General features: G+C 68.8%; 16 protein-coding genes. 8 read left to right on the top strand and 8 right to left on the bottom strand.

Features of this window, described 5'->3' with window-relative positions; translation table 11 throughout:
- On the top strand, positions 1-2,115 hold a 2,115-nt coding region (locus tag AC1DU6_RS07660; protein ID WP_477856526.1), incomplete at its 5' end, for a hypothetical protein.
- Here the strand turns inward: AC1DU6_RS07660 and AC1DU6_RS07655 are convergent.
- Positions 2,112-2,903 (bottom strand): SDR family NAD(P)-dependent oxidoreductase, encoded by a 792-nt coding sequence (locus AC1DU6_RS07655; protein WP_477856524.1) that lies wholly within the window; start codon positions 2,901-2,903, stop codon positions 2,112-2,114. The genes AC1DU6_RS07660 and AC1DU6_RS07655 overlap by 4 nt on opposite strands.
- Positions 2,904-3,081: 178 nt before the next feature.
- Between AC1DU6_RS07655 and AC1DU6_RS07650 the strand changes: the two genes are divergently transcribed.
- Positions 3,082-4,095: a sigma-70 family RNA polymerase sigma factor gene (locus AC1DU6_RS07650; protein WP_477856522.1), complete on the top strand. Its 1,014-nt coding sequence runs from the start codon at positions 3,082-3,084 to the stop codon at positions 4,093-4,095.
- Here the strand turns inward: AC1DU6_RS07650 and AC1DU6_RS07645 are convergent.
- The 4 genes from AC1DU6_RS07645 to AC1DU6_RS07630 form a co-directional block, all read right to left on the bottom strand.
- Positions 4,088-5,134: a hypothetical protein gene (locus AC1DU6_RS07645; RefSeq protein ID WP_457323072.1), complete on the bottom strand. Its 1,047-nt coding sequence runs from the start codon at positions 5,132-5,134 to the stop codon at positions 4,088-4,090. The genes AC1DU6_RS07650 and AC1DU6_RS07645 overlap by 8 nt on opposite strands.
- On the bottom strand, positions 5,134-6,450 hold the full coding sequence (gene pepQ, locus AC1DU6_RS07640) for a Xaa-Pro dipeptidase (RefSeq protein ID WP_457323071.1): 1,317 nt from the start codon (positions 6,448-6,450) through the stop codon (positions 5,134-5,136). Before pepQ ends, AC1DU6_RS07645 begins: the two co-directional genes overlap by 1 nt.
- 10 nt (positions 6,451-6,460) lie before the next feature.
- Entirely contained in the window at positions 6,461-6,685 is a 225-nt protein-coding gene (locus tag AC1DU6_RS07635; protein WP_457323070.1) for a DUF1161 domain-containing protein, read from the bottom strand.
- 73 nt (positions 6,686-6,758) lie between these two features.
- Positions 6,759-7,328, bottom strand: coding sequence for a 5-formyltetrahydrofolate cyclo-ligase (locus tag AC1DU6_RS07630; protein WP_056192418.1), 570 nt, complete (start codon positions 7,326-7,328; stop codon positions 6,759-6,761).
- 99 nt (positions 7,329-7,427) lie between these two features.
- Here AC1DU6_RS07630 and AC1DU6_RS07625 point away from each other — a divergent pair, with 99 nt between their 5' ends.
- Both AC1DU6_RS07625 and AC1DU6_RS07620 read left to right on the top strand, forming a co-directional pair.
- Positions 7,428-8,555, top strand: a complete 1,128-nt coding sequence (locus AC1DU6_RS07625; RefSeq protein WP_477856519.1) for a sterol desaturase family protein — start codon at positions 7,428-7,430, stop codon at positions 8,553-8,555.
- A gap of 6 nt (positions 8,556-8,561) precedes the next feature.
- Positions 8,562-9,002, top strand: a complete 441-nt coding sequence (locus AC1DU6_RS07620; protein ID WP_477856517.1) for a TfoX/Sxy family protein — start codon at positions 8,562-8,564, stop codon at positions 9,000-9,002.
- Here AC1DU6_RS07620 and AC1DU6_RS07615 read toward each other — a convergent pair.
- Positions 8,952-9,248: a DUF2917 domain-containing protein gene (locus tag AC1DU6_RS07615; protein WP_477856515.1), complete on the bottom strand. Its 297-nt coding sequence runs from the start codon at positions 9,246-9,248 to the stop codon at positions 8,952-8,954. The two genes, AC1DU6_RS07620 and AC1DU6_RS07615, sit on opposite strands and share 51 nt — an antisense overlap.
- Before the next feature lie 90 nt (positions 9,249-9,338).
- On the opposite strand from AC1DU6_RS07615, the gene AC1DU6_RS07610 reads away from it, so the two are divergent.
- From AC1DU6_RS07610 to AC1DU6_RS07600, 3 genes are read left to right on the top strand one after another with little or no spacing between them, the layout of a single operon-like run.
- Entirely contained in the window at positions 9,339-10,295 is a 957-nt protein-coding gene (locus tag AC1DU6_RS07610; protein ID WP_457323066.1) for a LysR substrate-binding domain-containing protein, read from the top strand.
- A gap of 40 nt (positions 10,296-10,335) precedes the next feature.
- Positions 10,336-10,869, top strand: a complete 534-nt coding sequence (locus AC1DU6_RS07605; RefSeq protein ID WP_457323065.1) for a DUF4199 domain-containing protein — start codon at positions 10,336-10,338, stop codon at positions 10,867-10,869.
- 10 nt (positions 10,870-10,879) lie between these two features.
- Positions 10,880-11,506 (top strand): LysE family translocator, encoded by a 627-nt coding sequence (locus AC1DU6_RS07600; protein ID WP_457323064.1) that lies wholly within the window; start codon positions 10,880-10,882, stop codon positions 11,504-11,506.
- Here the strand turns inward: AC1DU6_RS07600 and AC1DU6_RS07595 are convergent.
- Both AC1DU6_RS07595 and AC1DU6_RS07590 read right to left on the bottom strand, forming a co-directional pair.
- Positions 11,503-13,158, bottom strand: a complete 1,656-nt coding sequence (locus AC1DU6_RS07595) for a cation:proton antiporter (RefSeq protein ID WP_477856512.1) — start codon at positions 13,156-13,158, stop codon at positions 11,503-11,505. The two genes, AC1DU6_RS07600 and AC1DU6_RS07595, sit on opposite strands and share 4 nt — an antisense overlap.
- Positions 13,159-13,164: 6 nt before the next feature.
- On the bottom strand, positions 13,165-13,707 hold the full coding sequence (locus AC1DU6_RS07590; RefSeq protein WP_477856510.1) for a 5-formyltetrahydrofolate cyclo-ligase: 543 nt from the start codon (positions 13,705-13,707) through the stop codon (positions 13,165-13,167).
- Between the two features lie 113 nt (positions 13,708-13,820).
- Here AC1DU6_RS07590 and AC1DU6_RS07585 point away from each other — a divergent pair.
- Positions 13,821-14,325 (top strand): lipase family protein (locus AC1DU6_RS07585; protein ID WP_477856508.1); only part of this gene is annotated, 505 nt, incomplete at its 3' end.

The raw sequence follows: 14,325 nt of genomic DNA, 5'->3' as shown, positions 1-14,325 counted from the left end.
GTCTTCCAGCCCGCCGTGCCGGGCCTGGCCTATGCCCGCACCGACATGGGCGGCGCCTACCGCCGCGACACCGCCACCGGTCCCTGGCAGCCGCTGTTGGACTGGTTGCCGCTGAGCGAAGTCAACCTGATGGGCGTGGAGAGCCTGGCCGTCGACCCCAACGACTCCGACGCCCTGTATCTGGCTTGCGGCACCTACACCAACCCCGCCGTGCCCAATGGCGCCGTGCTGCGCTCACACGATCGCGGCCGCACCTTCCAGCGCACCGACTTGCCCTTCAAGCTCGGCGGCAATGAGGGCGGCCGCGGCAATGGCGAGCGGCTGGCCGTGGACCCCAATGACGGCCGCGTGCTCTACCTCGCCAGCCGCTTTGCCGGCCTGTGGCGCAGCGCGGATGCAGCCAAGAGCTTCCAGCGCGTGGACGCTTTCCCCGACTCGGCCTGGCGCCGCGACGCGGCCGACGGCCCGCCACCCAGCTGGGGCGGCAGCGACGGCAAGGCGACGATCAACTTCGTGCTCTTCGACCCGAGCAGTGGCACACGCGGCCAGCCCAGCCGAACGATCTACGCGGGCGTGTCGGTCATCGGCCGGCCCAGCCTTTGGGTGAGTCGCGATGCCGGCACGAGCTGGCTGCCTATCCCCGGTGCCCCGACGCAGTACCGCCCGATGCGCGCCGCGCTCGCGAGTGACGGCAAGCTCTACATCGCCTATGCCAGCGACCCCGGCCCGCACCGTATGAAAGACGGCGCGGTCTGGCGCTACGACATCCCCAAGCAGGCTTGGGCCGACATCACGCCCGAGCGCCCCAGCGCCGCCCTCCCCTTCGGTTATGCCACCGTCGCCGTCGATGCCGCGACCCCGCAGCGCCTGCTCGCCAGCACGGTCGGCCGCGGCGGGGGCGACCAGCTCTTTCGCAGCACCGATGGCGGCGCGACGTGGAAGCCGCCGTTCCTCGCTGCGAAGTTCGACGCCGCCGCCGCGCCTTACGTTGCCGACACGCCGGTGCACTGGATGTACGACGTCAAGATCAACCCCGCCAACCCCGACCATGCCCTCTTCACCACCGGCTATGGCGGCTGGGAAACGCTGGACCTGACCCAGGCCGACAACGCCAAGCCCACGCATTGGCAGGTCATGAGCACCGGCATCGAGGAGACCGTGGCCCTGGCGCTGCACAGCCCGACCCAGGGCGTCCCGCTCGTCACGGCCATCGGTGACTACTCGGGCTTCGTCCATGCCGACCTCGACGTGCCCGCACCCGGCAACCCCAAGCCGCCCTTCTTCGGCAACACGCACGACGTGACCGGCGCCGAGCTGGCGCCCGAGGTCATCGTGCGCATCGGCCATGCACGCATCGGCAAAAACCTGGGCTATTCGCTGGACGGCGGCAAGACCTGGCGTGAGCCGGCCGCCGTGCCCGACCCCAAGTCCGGCGACGGCTTCATCGCCGTGTCTGCGGATGGCAAGGCCTGGGTCTGGACACCGAAGGGTGGGCAGCCCCATGTCAGCCACGACCGCGGCGACACGTGGACCGCGGCGCAGGGCCTGCCCGCCGGCACCCGTGTCGTTGCCGACCGCGTGAACCCGCGCCGCTTCCACGCAATGGCGCTGTTCGACGACAAGCTGTACGCGAGTGACGACGGCGGCAAGACCTTCAGCGCCCGGCCGCTGGCCCTGCCCGASGGTGCCGTCGAACGCCCCGCGCCGCGCAACCACGACGGCGGCGACCGCGGCGACCACCGCGGCGGCCAGGACAGGCTCTACGCCACGCCCGGCCGCGAGGGCGACCTGTGGCTCGCGGCCTACCACGGCCTGTACCGCGCCGGTGATGGCAAAGGCTTCAAGCGGCAGCCCGCCGTCACGCAGATCCACGCCTTCGGCTTTGGCCGCGCGTCGCCAGGCTCAGCCGAGCCGGCCCTCTACCTCGTCGGTGTCGTCTCCGGCCAATACGGCATCTTCCGGTCGGCCGACAGTGCAGCGAGCTGGCGGCGCATCAACGACGACGCGCACCAGTGGGGCCTGATCCTGCAGATCAGCGGCGACCCCAAGGTGTTTGGCCGCGTGTACGTCGGCACGCATGGCCGCGGCGTGCAGTACGGAGATCCAAATCCCTAATCAGAGGCGCCGCCCATCGTCAGATTGACGGTCGTGCCCGTCATGCCGCTTGCCTTGTCGGAGGCCAGGAACACGGCCATCTGCGCCACTTCCTCGAGCCTCATGACGCGTTTCGGGTGGCTCCAATTGGCGAGGAAGGCCTGGAACTGCTCCCACGTCATGCCCATTCGCGCGGCCTTGAGCTCGAAGGCTTCCTTCATCACCTGGGTCTCGGGCATGCCATGCGGGCGCAGGCCGACGACGCGGATGCCATGCGGCGCCAGTTCGGTGGACAGGTCCCGCGTCAGCGCCTCCTTGGCGGCTTGCGYGGCACCATAGCCGCCGTTCAGCGCCGTGCCGGTGCGCCCCGGCAGCGCAGTGACGGTCATGATGACGCCTGACTTGGCCGCTACCATGCGCCGCGCCGCAAGCCGCGCCGTCAGAAAGTAAGACCTGGCGTAGTCGACGACCGGGGCGGAGAACTGCGCCAGGCCCAGTTCCACCAGCGGCACGCCCAGGGCCATCACGTTCGAGAACCCCGCGGCGTTGAACGAGATGTCCAGGTGCCCTGCCTGTTCGACCACCGCCTGCAAATGCCGGTCAATAGCTTGCTCGTCAAGCGCGTCCACCTCCGCAGCATGGGCGGACCCGCCCGCCGACTCGATCTGGCCAGCCAGGGCTTGCACGCCGCCAAGCTGGCGGCCCGTCACAAAGACCTCGGCACCCTCCTTCGCGAACGCACGCGCAACGGCCCCACCGATGGCGCCAGCGGCGCCATAGATCACCGCTACCTTGTTCTTCAACAGCATGTCGCTTCCTTTCAGCATGGATGGCCAGCCGCAACTCAACGGCTGGCGACGGGGGATCCCGTCACTGCTGTAGACACCACGACATCAGCAAACTGGGCGGCGCTCGGGGACCGCCCAGTTCCGGCGCCCGCCGGTGTCTACAGGGATGAAGACAATCAATCCACGAAGCGAGGCACCGATGGACAGGGTGAATCCGGACTTGATCGACAAGGCGCGGGCCGGCGACGGCGACGCCTTCCGCGAGGCGCTCGCGCCCTACCGGCGCGAGCTGCAACTGCAWTGCTACCGAATGCTCGGCAATTTCCAGGACGCCGAGGACGCGCTGCAGGACACGCTGCTGGCGGCCTGGCAGGGCCTGGATGGCTTCGAAGGCCGCGCGTCGCTGCGCACCTGGCTCTACCAGATCGCAACGAACCGCTGCCTGAACCTGCGCCGCACCGCCAGCCGGCGGCCGACCAAGGCCTGGGACGTGCCCAACATCGAACCGCCCGAGCCGACCCGGCTCGGCGAGGTGGTGTGGCTGGAGCCCTATCCCGACGAGCTGCTGGACGGCGTCATCGACGTGGCGCCCGGCCCGCACACCGTCTACGAGCGCAGCGAATCCATCTCGCTGGCCTTCGTCACCGCCCTGCAGCTGCTGCCGCCGCGACAGCTGGCCGTGCTGATCCTGCGCGATGTGCTCGGCTTCAGCGCCAACGAGGTGGCCAACATGCTGGATGCGACGCTGGAGTCGGTGACCAGCGCGCTGAAGCGGGCCCGCGCCGGCCTGCAGCGCCGCCAGCCGACGGGCCGCGCCGCACCTCCTGTGATCGGCTCGCCAGCGGAGACGGCCATCACCGCGAAGTTCACCCAGGCCTACGAGACCGGCAACCTCGACGCCTTGGTGGCCCTGCTGACCGACGACGTGTTTGTCTCCATGCCGCCGATGCCGCTGGAGTACGAAGGCCTGGACGCCGCCACGCGCTTCTTCGCCAGCATCTACGGCGCCGGCCGGCGCTTCACGCTGCTGCCGACGCGGGCCAATGGCCAGCCGGCCTTCGGTGCCTACGTCCTCGCGCCCAACGGCATCCGCCATGGCGCCGGCCTGTTCGTGATGACGCTGGCGGGCGAGCGCATCTGTGCACTGACGCGCTTCGAGAGCAGCGTGCTGCCGTGGTTCGACCTGCCGCGGTCGCTGCCGCCGGTCACTTAGGTCGTGGTGGGGCGAGCCGCCGCAGCGACGACTTCAGCAGCCGGTCGCTGGCATCGTAGAGGCTGACCAGTTCCAGCTGCACCGGGCCGGTCGGCGTCCTGATCTCATGCAGATGGCGCCGCAACCGCCGGCCCGACTCGAAACGCGTGTCGTCGCTGGCCGGCCCCAGGCGCTGCGCGACCTCGGCAGGCGTCAGGCCGGGCGCGAGCGTCAGCGCCTCCTGTGCCCATCCGCTCTTGAGCGCCTGCAGTTCCGCCTCGGGCGGCGAAGGCGGATCGTCCATGGCCTCGAAGACGACGCGCGTGTCGTCCGGCCAGCTGGCGTCGCCCATCGGCAGGCGGAACATGCGCTCACGCAGCGAGTAGCCCCAGTCGTAGTCGGGCCCGCCGTCGTCGCGCAGGCCGTGCAGCAGGCGTGCGCTGAGGGTCAGGCGACGCTCGCCGTGCACCAGCGTCACGGCAAAGATGGGCCGGTCGGCGAAATTGCTCGGGCTCCAGTCGCGGTCCCAGCAATCGTCGAAGGCGAAGGAGAACAGGCCGCCAAAGAAATCGGTACCTCGTGCGACGCCGCTACCGAAGGCAACGCGGCATTGCAGCCGCAGGTCACCCAACCGTCGCTCGCCCTCGGGCACGCCGGGCGTGCGGATGTCGGGCCGCCAGGTCACACGGCCATCGGCCAGACGGCTGCGCACCTCGGTGCGCTCATCGAGCGCGTGCCACGTCGGGTCGACGACGAAACGGTCCTCGGCATCCAGCACCACCGGCTGGCGGCCACCGCGCGTCATCAGGCCCAGTTCGAGCGCTTGCGTCGTCTCGGCCTGAGTGCGCGCATAGACCTTGAACTTCAGCGCCGCGGCCGGCGCGAGGGCATGGTGTTTGTCGAACAACGACTCGGCCTTGAAGAGCTGGCCCAGCGTCTTCCTCTCGCGCGCCGTGGCAGCTTCGCCCTGCACCTCGACGCGGCCGAGCTGGGCCTCGGGCGGTGGCGCGCTGGCGGGCAGCGCGAGCGCGCCGGCCAGCAGCACCATCGAGAGGTTCATCACACCAACGCGAATGCGTCCCGCGTCAGGTTCTCGGGCGCCTCGCCGGCCGTGCGGCAGGCCACGTCATCCTCGATGCGGATGCCGCCGTAGCGCGCCAGCCGGTCAACGCAGTCCCAGTCCACCTGCGCCGCCTGCGGCGATGCGCGCAGCTGGCGCAACAGCGTCGGGATGAAGTACAGCCCCGGCTCGATGGTGACCACCATGCCCGCCTGAATCGGCCGCGTCAGCCGCAAGTAGCGGTGGCCTTCGGGCTTGTCGGCCACGCCGCCGTCCTCGTTGGCCATGAAGCCGCCGACGTCGTGCACCTGCAGGCCCAGCAGATGGCCGATGCCGTGCGGGAAGAAGGGCTTGGTGACGCCTTCGGCCACCATCGCCTCATCGCTCATGTTGACGATGCCGGCCTCGCGCAGCACGCGGGCGATGCGGCGGTGCGTGCTGAGGTGGATGTCGCGGTAGTCGACGCCCTCGCGCACCTCGTCGACCAGGCCGAGCTGCTCACGCTCCATGGCCGCGATCAGCGCCGCGAACTCGCCGTGGCCGGGCGCCGCCCAGGTGCGGGTGATGTCGCTGGCATAGCCGTTGACCTGGGCGCCGGCGTCGATGAGGAAGCTGCGCGACTCAGCCGGCGGGCTTTCATCCTGGTACTGGTAGTGCAGCACCGCGGCGTGCTCGTTGAGGCCGACGATGTTGGTGTAGGGCAGGTCGCGGTCGGTGTGGCCGGTGGCGACGAGATAGGCGCGGTGGATGCCGGCCTCGCTCTCGCCACGCAGGAAGGCGGCGCGGGCGGCGCTGTGGCCGGGCACGGCGCGGCGCTGGGCGGCGCGCATCTGTTCCAGCTCATAAGGGCTCTTCACGCCGCGGGCCCAGTGCAGCAGGTTCAGCAGGGTCTCGGGGTTGTTGGGCGTGATGCCGGACAGCGCGGCATCGGCCTCACCGATGATGGCCGTGCGCGGCGTGACGCAGTCAGCCAGCGCGGTGGCGGCCTCTTCGGGCTCGCGAATGACGACCAGCTCGACCGCATCCACCCACTCGCCGCTCGGCGCGCTGGGCGGCACATGCCAGTAGTCGTCGGGCTGGTAGTAGACGACGCGCAGCTTCCTGCCCGGGCGCACGGCCAGCCAGGAATGCGGGTGGTTGGTCAGCGGCAGCCAGTGCTTGAAATGTGGGTTGGCCTGGAAGAGATAGGGCCGGTCGTCGAGGAAGGCGTATTTCTCGATGCCGGAAGCGATCAGCAGCGTGTCGAAGCCGGTGCGCTCAAGTGCCGATTCGGCGTGCTGCTTAAGCGCGGCGAGGTGGTCTAGATAGAGGCTCATGCCCTGGCCCTCACTTGCGCACGTAGGTCAACTTCTTCGCGCCGCCGTCACAGCTGCCGATGACCTTGGCCTCTCCGACCTTGTCGCTGTCGACGACGGCGATCTCATAGCCCTTGACGCCCTTCTCATCGAGCTTGGCGGCGATCTCGGCCTTGAGTTCGTCGCAGGGCTTGGCGGCGGCAAAGGCAGCGGCGCAGCCCAGGGACAGGGCGACGGTCAGCAGGAGGGTACGCATGGCGGGCTTGGGCAGGGGTTGCGAGGCAGCCATTCTGCGGCAGAGCACCCCGGCAATCGAGATGCCCGCTGCCTCAGCCGTCCTTGTCCCAGACCACCCCCTCCTCCGTCAACATTGCATCCAACGCCACATCCAGCTGACTCGGCTTCAACAACGGCAAAAAGCCATGCGCATAGCCGATCCCAACAGCCGCCGGCCTGGGATCCATCTCCGCCAGCGTCTTGTCCATGAAGCCACCGCCATAGCCCAGCCGCAGGCCGGCAGGTCCGAAGCCCAGGCAGGGCACCAGCATCAGCTGGGGCTTGAACTCCTCGGTGTCCTTGGGCTTGGGGATGTGGAAGGCGTCTTCCTCCATCGGGCAGCCGGGGTACCAGACATGAAAGCGCAGCGTGCCGTGCACCTTGTCCACCACCGGCAGGCCGATGCGGCGATGGGGGTGGTTCTCACCCCATCGGTAAAGGGTGGGCAGGGGGTCGAACTCACCCTTGATGGGCCAGTAGGCACCGATGGTGGTCTCGCGCCGGCGCAGCAGCCAGACGCTCAGCACCTCCTGCAGCTCGGCGGCCAGGTCCAGGCGGTTGGGCAGGGCCAGCCGTTGTTCGATCAGCTTGTGCCGGATGGCGGCGCGGTCGTTGGCGTCCAAGAGCGTGGCTTTCTTCCGGACCTGTGAATCTGGCCATTGTGGGCCAAGCGCCGACCTCGCTAGAGTCCCGACCCAACGGAAACGCAGGGAGAACCACCAGTGCTGAACAAGCTCAACCAGCTCAGCGAATCAAGCGGGGCGCTCAAGCCGGGCCGCGGCATGATCAGCGGCGTCATCGCGCTCACGCTGGCCATCCTGTGCTTCCTCGGCGTGCTGGCCTTCCACTTCCYCGAATACCTGACGACGCCGCAGTTGCGCCAGTCCTACGACGTCGACGTGATCCGGCGCCTGCTGTACTGGGCCTTGGTGCTGTCCGGCGGGCTGGCGCTGTTCAACATCGTGTTCAGCCGCATGCGCTGGCTGGCGCTGTGGACCTTCGTGCTGCTGGGCCTGGCATTGGCGCTGGGCGGGCACAAGGTCGAGGTGGACCCGAACTTCCCCGACCACACGCCCTATGTCGGCCTGGACTGGTTCATCCTCGACCTGCTGGGCTCGACGCTGATTTTCGTCTTCATCGAGAAGCTGTTCGCGCTGCGCCGTGACCAGCCGGTGTTCCGCCCCGAGTGGCAGACGGATTTCCACCACTTCATCGTCAACCACCTGGCCGTGGGCTTCGTGATGCTGGCCACCAATCTCCTGGTGCACAAGTTCTTCGGCTGGGCGGCCAAGGACGGCATCCAGGGCTGGGTGCAGGGCCTGCCCTTCCCCGTCGCCCTCTTCCTCATCGTCCTGGTGGCCGACCTGGTGCAGTACTGGACGCACCGGGCCTATCACGAGGTGCCGACGCTGTGGCGCCTGCACGCGGTGCACCACAGCGTGAAGAGCATGGACTGGCTGGCCGGCTCGCGCCAACACATCCTGGAGCTCATCATCACGCGCACCCTGGTGCTGGCACCCATCTTCGTGCTGGGCTTCAGCAAGGAAGTCATCGACGCCTACATCGTCGTCGTCGGCTTCCAGGCGGTGTTCAACCACGCCAACGTCAGCGTGCGCCTGGGGCCGCTGCGCTACCTCATCGTGACGCCCAACTTCCACCACTGGCACCACTCGCAGGACCAGGAGGCGCTGGACAAGAACTACGCGGCTCACTTCGCCTTTCTTGACCACCTGTTCGGCACCGCCGTGCAGTCGGATCGCAAATGGCCGGAGCACTACGGCGTGCTGGGTGACTATGTGCCCGACGGCTTCCTGCGCCAGCTGCACTTCCCGTTCACCTGGAAGGGCTGATCACGCATGGACGCCTTCATTGAGCTCTGCGTCGAGCTGCTGCAGCCCCTCGGCCCGGTGCGGCCGCGCCGCATGTTCGGCGGCCACGGCATCTATGTGGACGGCTTGTTCATGGCCCTGGTCATCGACAACCAGCTCTATCTGAAGACCGATGACGTGTCGCGCGAGCGTTTCGTCGCGGCCGGCTGCGAGCCCTTCAGCTACGGGACCAAGAACGGCGAGCGTCAGGTGATGAGCTACTACCAGCCGCCCGAGGAGACGCTGGAATCACCTGCGCTGATGCTGCCCTGGGCGCGGCTGGCGCTCGAGGCGGCTTTGCGTGCCGCCAACGCCAAGGCCGCGAAGCCCGTGGYCAGGAAGAAATCAGCGGTTGGTGCAAAGCCCGCGGCCAAGAAATCAGCCGCCAAAAAACCGGCGACCAAGAAAACCACGGCTCGCCGAGGCTGACACCGGCGGCACCAGCAGCTCGAAGTCGGCGGCGGGCCAGCCTTCCAGCACCGCCGTCTGGCCCGGCGCCAGCGCCACGGCCTCGCCAGCCTCCAGCCACTTGTCTTCGGCCGGCTCGTCGGGGGTGCCCGACAGTGTCAGCCAGACGCGGCCACGGGCCACCGCCAGGCGGCGAGACTCGGCGCCACCGGCCAAGGTCATGGCCCGGCCACCGTCCAAATGCCAAACAGATTGCGCGTCGCTCATGATGAGACTCCTGGGTTGATGTCAGGGATTCTGCTTATTTCACCCAAGGCGGTCCAATGACTCCGCGGCGCCGATTGATACCATTCACGCATGAATCAGCCGAAGCAACCAGTCCGCCAAAGACCCCTGTCCATCGGTCCGCTGCGCGCCTTCGAGGCCGTCGCCCGCCTGCTGTCCTTCCGCGCGGCGGCCGAGGAACTGAGCCTGACTCAGTCCGCCATCAGCCGGCAGATCCAGTCGCTGGAGGAGGAGATCGGCTGCGTGCTCTTCCTGCGCGGCACGCGCAAGGTGGAGCTGTCCAGCGACGGTGCTGTGCTGCTGCCCACCGCCGTGGCCGTGCTCTCAAGGCTGGACCAGACCGTGCGCCAGATCCGCCGCTCGCGCGGCCGGCGCGTCGTCAACGTCAGCACCTTTGCGTCCTTCGCATCGCTGTGGCTGATCCCGCGCATGGAGGCCTTCCAGCGTGAGCATGCCGACATCGACATCCGCGTGTCGGCCTATGACCGCAAGGTCGACCTGGAGGACGGCGAAAGCGACCTGGCGCTGCGCTATGACGACCGCCCCTCGGTGCCGGCGGACGCCGAGCAGCTCTTCGAGGAACTGCTGTCGCCCTGCGTCAGCCCCTGGTATCTGCAGAACCCACCGGCGCCGCTGAAGCGCGCCGCCGACCTCGCCGGCCATGCGCTGGCCGAAGAAGACGACGCCCGCCCCAGCGCCGAGTTCCTGAGCTGGCGTCGCTGGCTGACCGAGATGGGGGAGCACGACCTGCAGCCGCGCCGCTGGCTGTACCTGAACTTCACCTACCAGCAGGTGCAGGCCGCGCTGACCGGTCAGGGTGTGGCGCTGGCCCGCCTGCCCCTGGTGCACGAACATCTGACGCGCGGCGAGCTCGTCGAGCCCTTCGGCAAGGCCGGGCGGCTGGGCTGCCCGTTCAGCTACTGGATGATGCTGGGCCCGAACGCGGCGCGCCGGCCCGAGGTGCAGCAGTTTGCGGACTGGGTGCGCGAGCAGGCTGCCATCACGCGGGCACAGGTGGCGGGGGTCTGACCTGTTGCGCTGCCGGCCGGGCCGGTCTGAACATCGGCCCATGCTGAAAACCATCCTGTCCTTCGGCGTCGCCGCCGGCTTGGCTGCAGGCGTGCCGCTGTTCGCCCTGCTCATCCTGAACCGCGGGGCGCCGCCGGCTCACGGCATGGTCATCGGCTACACGCTGATGCTGATCGCGCTGAGCCTGATCTTCGTCGCCATCAAGCGCCGCCGTGACGACGAACTTGGCGGCGTCATCCGTTTCTGGCCCGCCTTCGCGCTGGGCCTGGCCATCAGCCTCGTCGCAGGCGTCGTCTATGCGGCCGCCTGGGAGGTGACGCTGGCCGTCACCAAGATGGACTTCGGCACCGAGTGGGCCAAGATGTATCTCGCGCAGAACAAGGCCAAGGGCCTGCCCGAGGCCGAGCTGGCCAAGCTCGCCGCCGAGATGGACGAGTTCAAGCGCAACTACGCCAACCCGCTGTTCCGCTTCCCGATGACCATGGCCGAGATCGTGCCGGTCGGCCTGCTGGTGTCACTGATCTCGGCGGCCTTGCTGCGCAACCCGCGCTTCATGGCTTCGAAGCGGATCTGAGGAGACACCCATGCTGCCCACCGGCGCCGCCCTCTACGCCTTCCTGATCGCCACCCTGGTGCTCGCGCTGACACCAGGCCCCGGCGTCGTCTTCATCGTCGCGCGCACGCTGGCGCAGGGGCGCACGGCAGGCCTTGCGTCGGTCGCCGGCGTCGCCCTCGGCAATTTGACGAATGCGGTCGGCGCGTCCATCGGCCTGGCGGCGCTGTTCGCAGCGTCGTCGCTGGCCTTCACCGCTGTGCGCTGGGCCGGCGCGGCCTATCTCGTCTACCTTGGCATCCAGGCCCTGCGCCACCCGGCCGCAGTGGCTGACGGCACGCCGCCTGCACCCGCCGAGCCACGCAAGCTCTTCCGCGACGGCTTCTTCGTCGCGCTGCTCAACCCCAAGACGACGCTGTTCTTCGCCGCCTTCATCCCGCAGTTCCTGCACCCTGAGGGCTCGCAGGCCGCGCAAGCCTTGACGCTGAGCATCCTCTTCGTCGCGGTCGCCGCGGTGACGGACAGCGGCTATGCGCTGCTGGCCGGCTGGATGAAGCCGCTGCTGCGCGGCGCCAGCGGCCGCGGGCGCTATGTGTCGGCGCTGGTGTACTTCGCCCTGGGCCTGTATGCGGCCTTTGGCGGCAAGCAGAAAGCCTAGGCGGCCACGACCCGAGCGAGCGCCTGTGCCAGCGCCTGCTGCGAACGCAGCACATGGTTGACGCCGGCATCTTCCAGCCACCGCGCCTCTTCCGGCGTTTGGGCGACGACGGCACAGCGCAGCCCGGGATTGAGCTGGCGCGCCGTGGCCAGCATGGCCGGCACGACCCGCACATCAGTCACGGCCACTACCAACCAATCCGCCTGGGCAATGTGGGCCTGCACCAGCGTCATGGCCTCGCTGGCGTCGCCAAGCACGGCCGCGTGGCCGGCGGCACGCAGCTTCTCGACGACCTCGCGATCGCGGTCGATGACGACGAGCGGCCGGCTTCCCAGCTCGTCATGCAGGGCCGTACCCAGCGACCCGTGCCCGACCAGCACCACCTGGCCCGCCAGCGCGCTTACGGGCGTGTCGGCCGGCAGCTCGGCCAGCGGGTCGTCACGTGCCTCCAGCTTGCGTGCCCAGGCCGAACGCTTCAGCACCCAGCGGCGCAGAGGCTCGACGCCCGAGAACAGCACCGGGTTCAACGCGATGGAAACGATGGCACCCGCGACGACGAGGCTGGTCGCCTCGGGGGGAATCAGGTTGAGGCTCTGCCCCAGCCCCATCAGAATGAAGCTGAATTCACCGATCTGCGCCAGGCTGACCGCCACCGTCAGCGCGGTCGACAGCGGATAGCGCAGCAGCAGCACCAGCGCGCCGGCGGCGAACGTCTTGCCGACCAGGATGATGGCCACCGTCGCCAGCACCGCCAACGGCTGCTCGACGAGGATGCGCGGGTCGAACAGCATGCCCACCGCAACGAAGAACAGCACGGCGAAGGCGTCGCGCAGCGGCAGGCTCTCGTGGGCCGCGCGCTCGCTGAAGGCCGACTCGCGCAGCACCAGGCCCGCGAAGAAGGCCCCCAGCGCCACGCTGACGCCGAACAGCGCCGCCGCACCCACGGCCAGCCCCACGGCCGCGGCCACGGTGGCCAGCGTGAACAACTCGCGCGAGCCGGTGCGGTTGACCTGCCACAGCATCCACGGCAGCAGGCGCCGGCCCACCACCAGCATGACGGCCATGAAGGCGGCGACGGCGAGCAGCGTCTTGGCGATGGTCCAGGCCAGATTGCCGCCGCCTTCGCCCTGGCCGCTCAGCACCGGCATCAGCACCAGCGCCACCACCATGGCCAGGTCTTCGACCACCAGCCAGCCCACGGCGATGCGGCCATTGCCCGTGTGCAACAGCTCGCGCGACTCCAGCGCGCGCAGCAGCACCACCGTGCTGGCCACCGACAGCGCCAGGCCGAACACCAGCGACGCGCCCAGATCCCAGCCCCACCACCAGTGCGCCAGGCCAGCGCCCATCGCCGTCGCCGCGGCCATCTGCACCAGCGCGCCGGGCAGCGCGATGCCCTTGACCGACACCAGGTCGTGCACCGAAAAGTGCAGGCCCACGCCGAACATCAGCAGCATGACGCCAACCTCTGACAGCTGCTGGGCCAGGTGCACGTCGCCGACAAAGCCCGGCGTGTGCGGCCCGATCAGCACGCCAGCCAGCAGATAGCCGACCAGCGCGGGCAGCCGCGCCCATTGCGCGAGCAGGCCCAGCACCAGAGCCAGGCCAAAGGCAGCGGCCAGCGTCGAGATCAGGGTCATGCCATCGTGCATCGCCAATTACTCAGGAGTGAGGAGCTCGCGCTCGGTGAGGATCAGCGTCAACGCACGGTCATGCGCCTCGACGGGGAAGTGCGTCTCTGCGGCCGACCAGGCCAGGCCGACGGTCGTCACGCCCGGGTGTTCGGCCAGCCAACGGTCGAAATAGCCGCCGCCATAGCCCAGCCGAAAGCCCTCTCGCGTGAAGCCGACGCAGGGCACCAGCACGACGTCGGGTACGACGACCGCGCCGGTCGACGAGGCGATGCCACATTCGTCCTGGGCCGCGGGTACGCCGCCGTCCCAGCGGCGATAGACCATCTCAGCGGGTTCACGGCGCGCAAACGGCAGCGCGCGCGCGAATGGCAGAGGGCCGGGGTCGAACTCGCCCGGCAGCGGCCAGTACACGCCCAGCAGTTCGGGCTCGAGCTGGGCCAGCAGCTCGTGGAGGCCCAGTGCGATCGCGGCCTGCGCGGTCTGGAAGGCCGGGCTGGCCGCAAAGCCGCGGCGCGCGGCCAGCAGCTCGCGGCGCAGTGAAGGACGGTCGGGGTGAGAAGCAGTCATCGGCCAATTAAAACCCAGGGCCAGTCTGCTCCTCAGCCCTGATGACGCCACGGCACCTCACAACGCCCGGCTGGGGCTATGGTTGCCTTCGTCGCCAATGCTCGGAAGCCGCCATGCCCACGCCCGACACCCCCTTCCATCCCATCATCTACGTGCGCGGCTATGCGATGTCGCGCGGCGAGATCGACGAGACCACGGCCGACCCCTTCTGCGGCTTCAACCTGGGCTCGACGATGTACCGCGCCGTGCCCAACAAGACCGACAGGCCCCGCAAATACGTGTTCGAGTCGCCCGTCGTGCGGCTGGCCTCGGAGTACCAGTACAAGGACGTCTACGAGGACGGCTACGACATCGTCGACCCGGAGTGGGAGGCCGACTCCCTGGGCAAGCCGACCGACAACAAGCTGGGCAACCGCTGCATCGTCATCTATCGCTATTACGACGCCGCTTCCTCCTATCTGGGCAGCGGCAAGACGCCGGAGATCGAGGACTTTGCCAAGGGGTTGTCCAAGCTGGTCGCCCGGGTACGCGACCTGGTCTGCAAGAACCCCGACAACAAGATCAAGCCGGCCGACTTCCGCTGCTATCTCGTTGCCCACTCCATGGGCGGCCTGGTCT

Source organism: Roseateles sp. P5_B10 (assembly GCF_056400485.1).
Note: the sequence above shows the minus strand (reverse complement) of the source record. Positions and strands in the feature narration are given on the sequence as shown.

Excerpts from the sequence above, each read along its gene's own strand:
- AC1DU6_RS07610 (WP_457323066.1), top strand. The coding sequence starts at position 9,339 with ATGAATCAGCCGAAGCAACCAGTCCGCCAAAGACCCCTGTCCATCGGT.
- AC1DU6_RS07590 (WP_477856510.1), bottom strand. The coding sequence starts at position 13,707 with ATGACTGCTTCTCACCCCGACCGTCCTTCACTGCGCCGCGAGCTGCTG.
- AC1DU6_RS07600 (WP_457323064.1), top strand. The coding sequence starts at position 10,880 with ATGCTGCCCACCGGCGCCGCCCTCTACGCCTTCCTGATCGCCACCCTG.
- AC1DU6_RS07645 (WP_457323072.1), bottom strand. The coding sequence starts at position 5,134 with ATGAACCTCTCGATGGTGCTGCTGGCCGGCGCGCTCGCGCTGCCCGCC.
- AC1DU6_RS07635 (WP_457323070.1), bottom strand. The coding sequence starts at position 6,685 with ATGCGTACCCTCCTGCTGACCGTCGCCCTGTCCCTGGGCTGCGCCGCT.
- AC1DU6_RS07615 (WP_477856515.1), bottom strand. The coding sequence starts at position 9,248 with ATGAGCGACGCGCAATCTGTTTGGCATTTGGACGGTGGCCGGGCCATG.
- pepQ (WP_457323071.1), bottom strand. The coding sequence starts at position 6,450 with ATGAGCCTCTATCTAGACCACCTCGCCGCGCTTAAGCAGCACGCCGAA.
- AC1DU6_RS07605 (WP_457323065.1), top strand. The coding sequence starts at position 10,336 with ATGCTGAAAACCATCCTGTCCTTCGGCGTCGCCGCCGGCTTGGCTGCA.
- AC1DU6_RS07595 (WP_477856512.1), bottom strand. The coding sequence starts at position 13,158 with ATGCACGATGGCATGACCCTGATCTCGACGCTGGCCGCTGCCTTTGGC.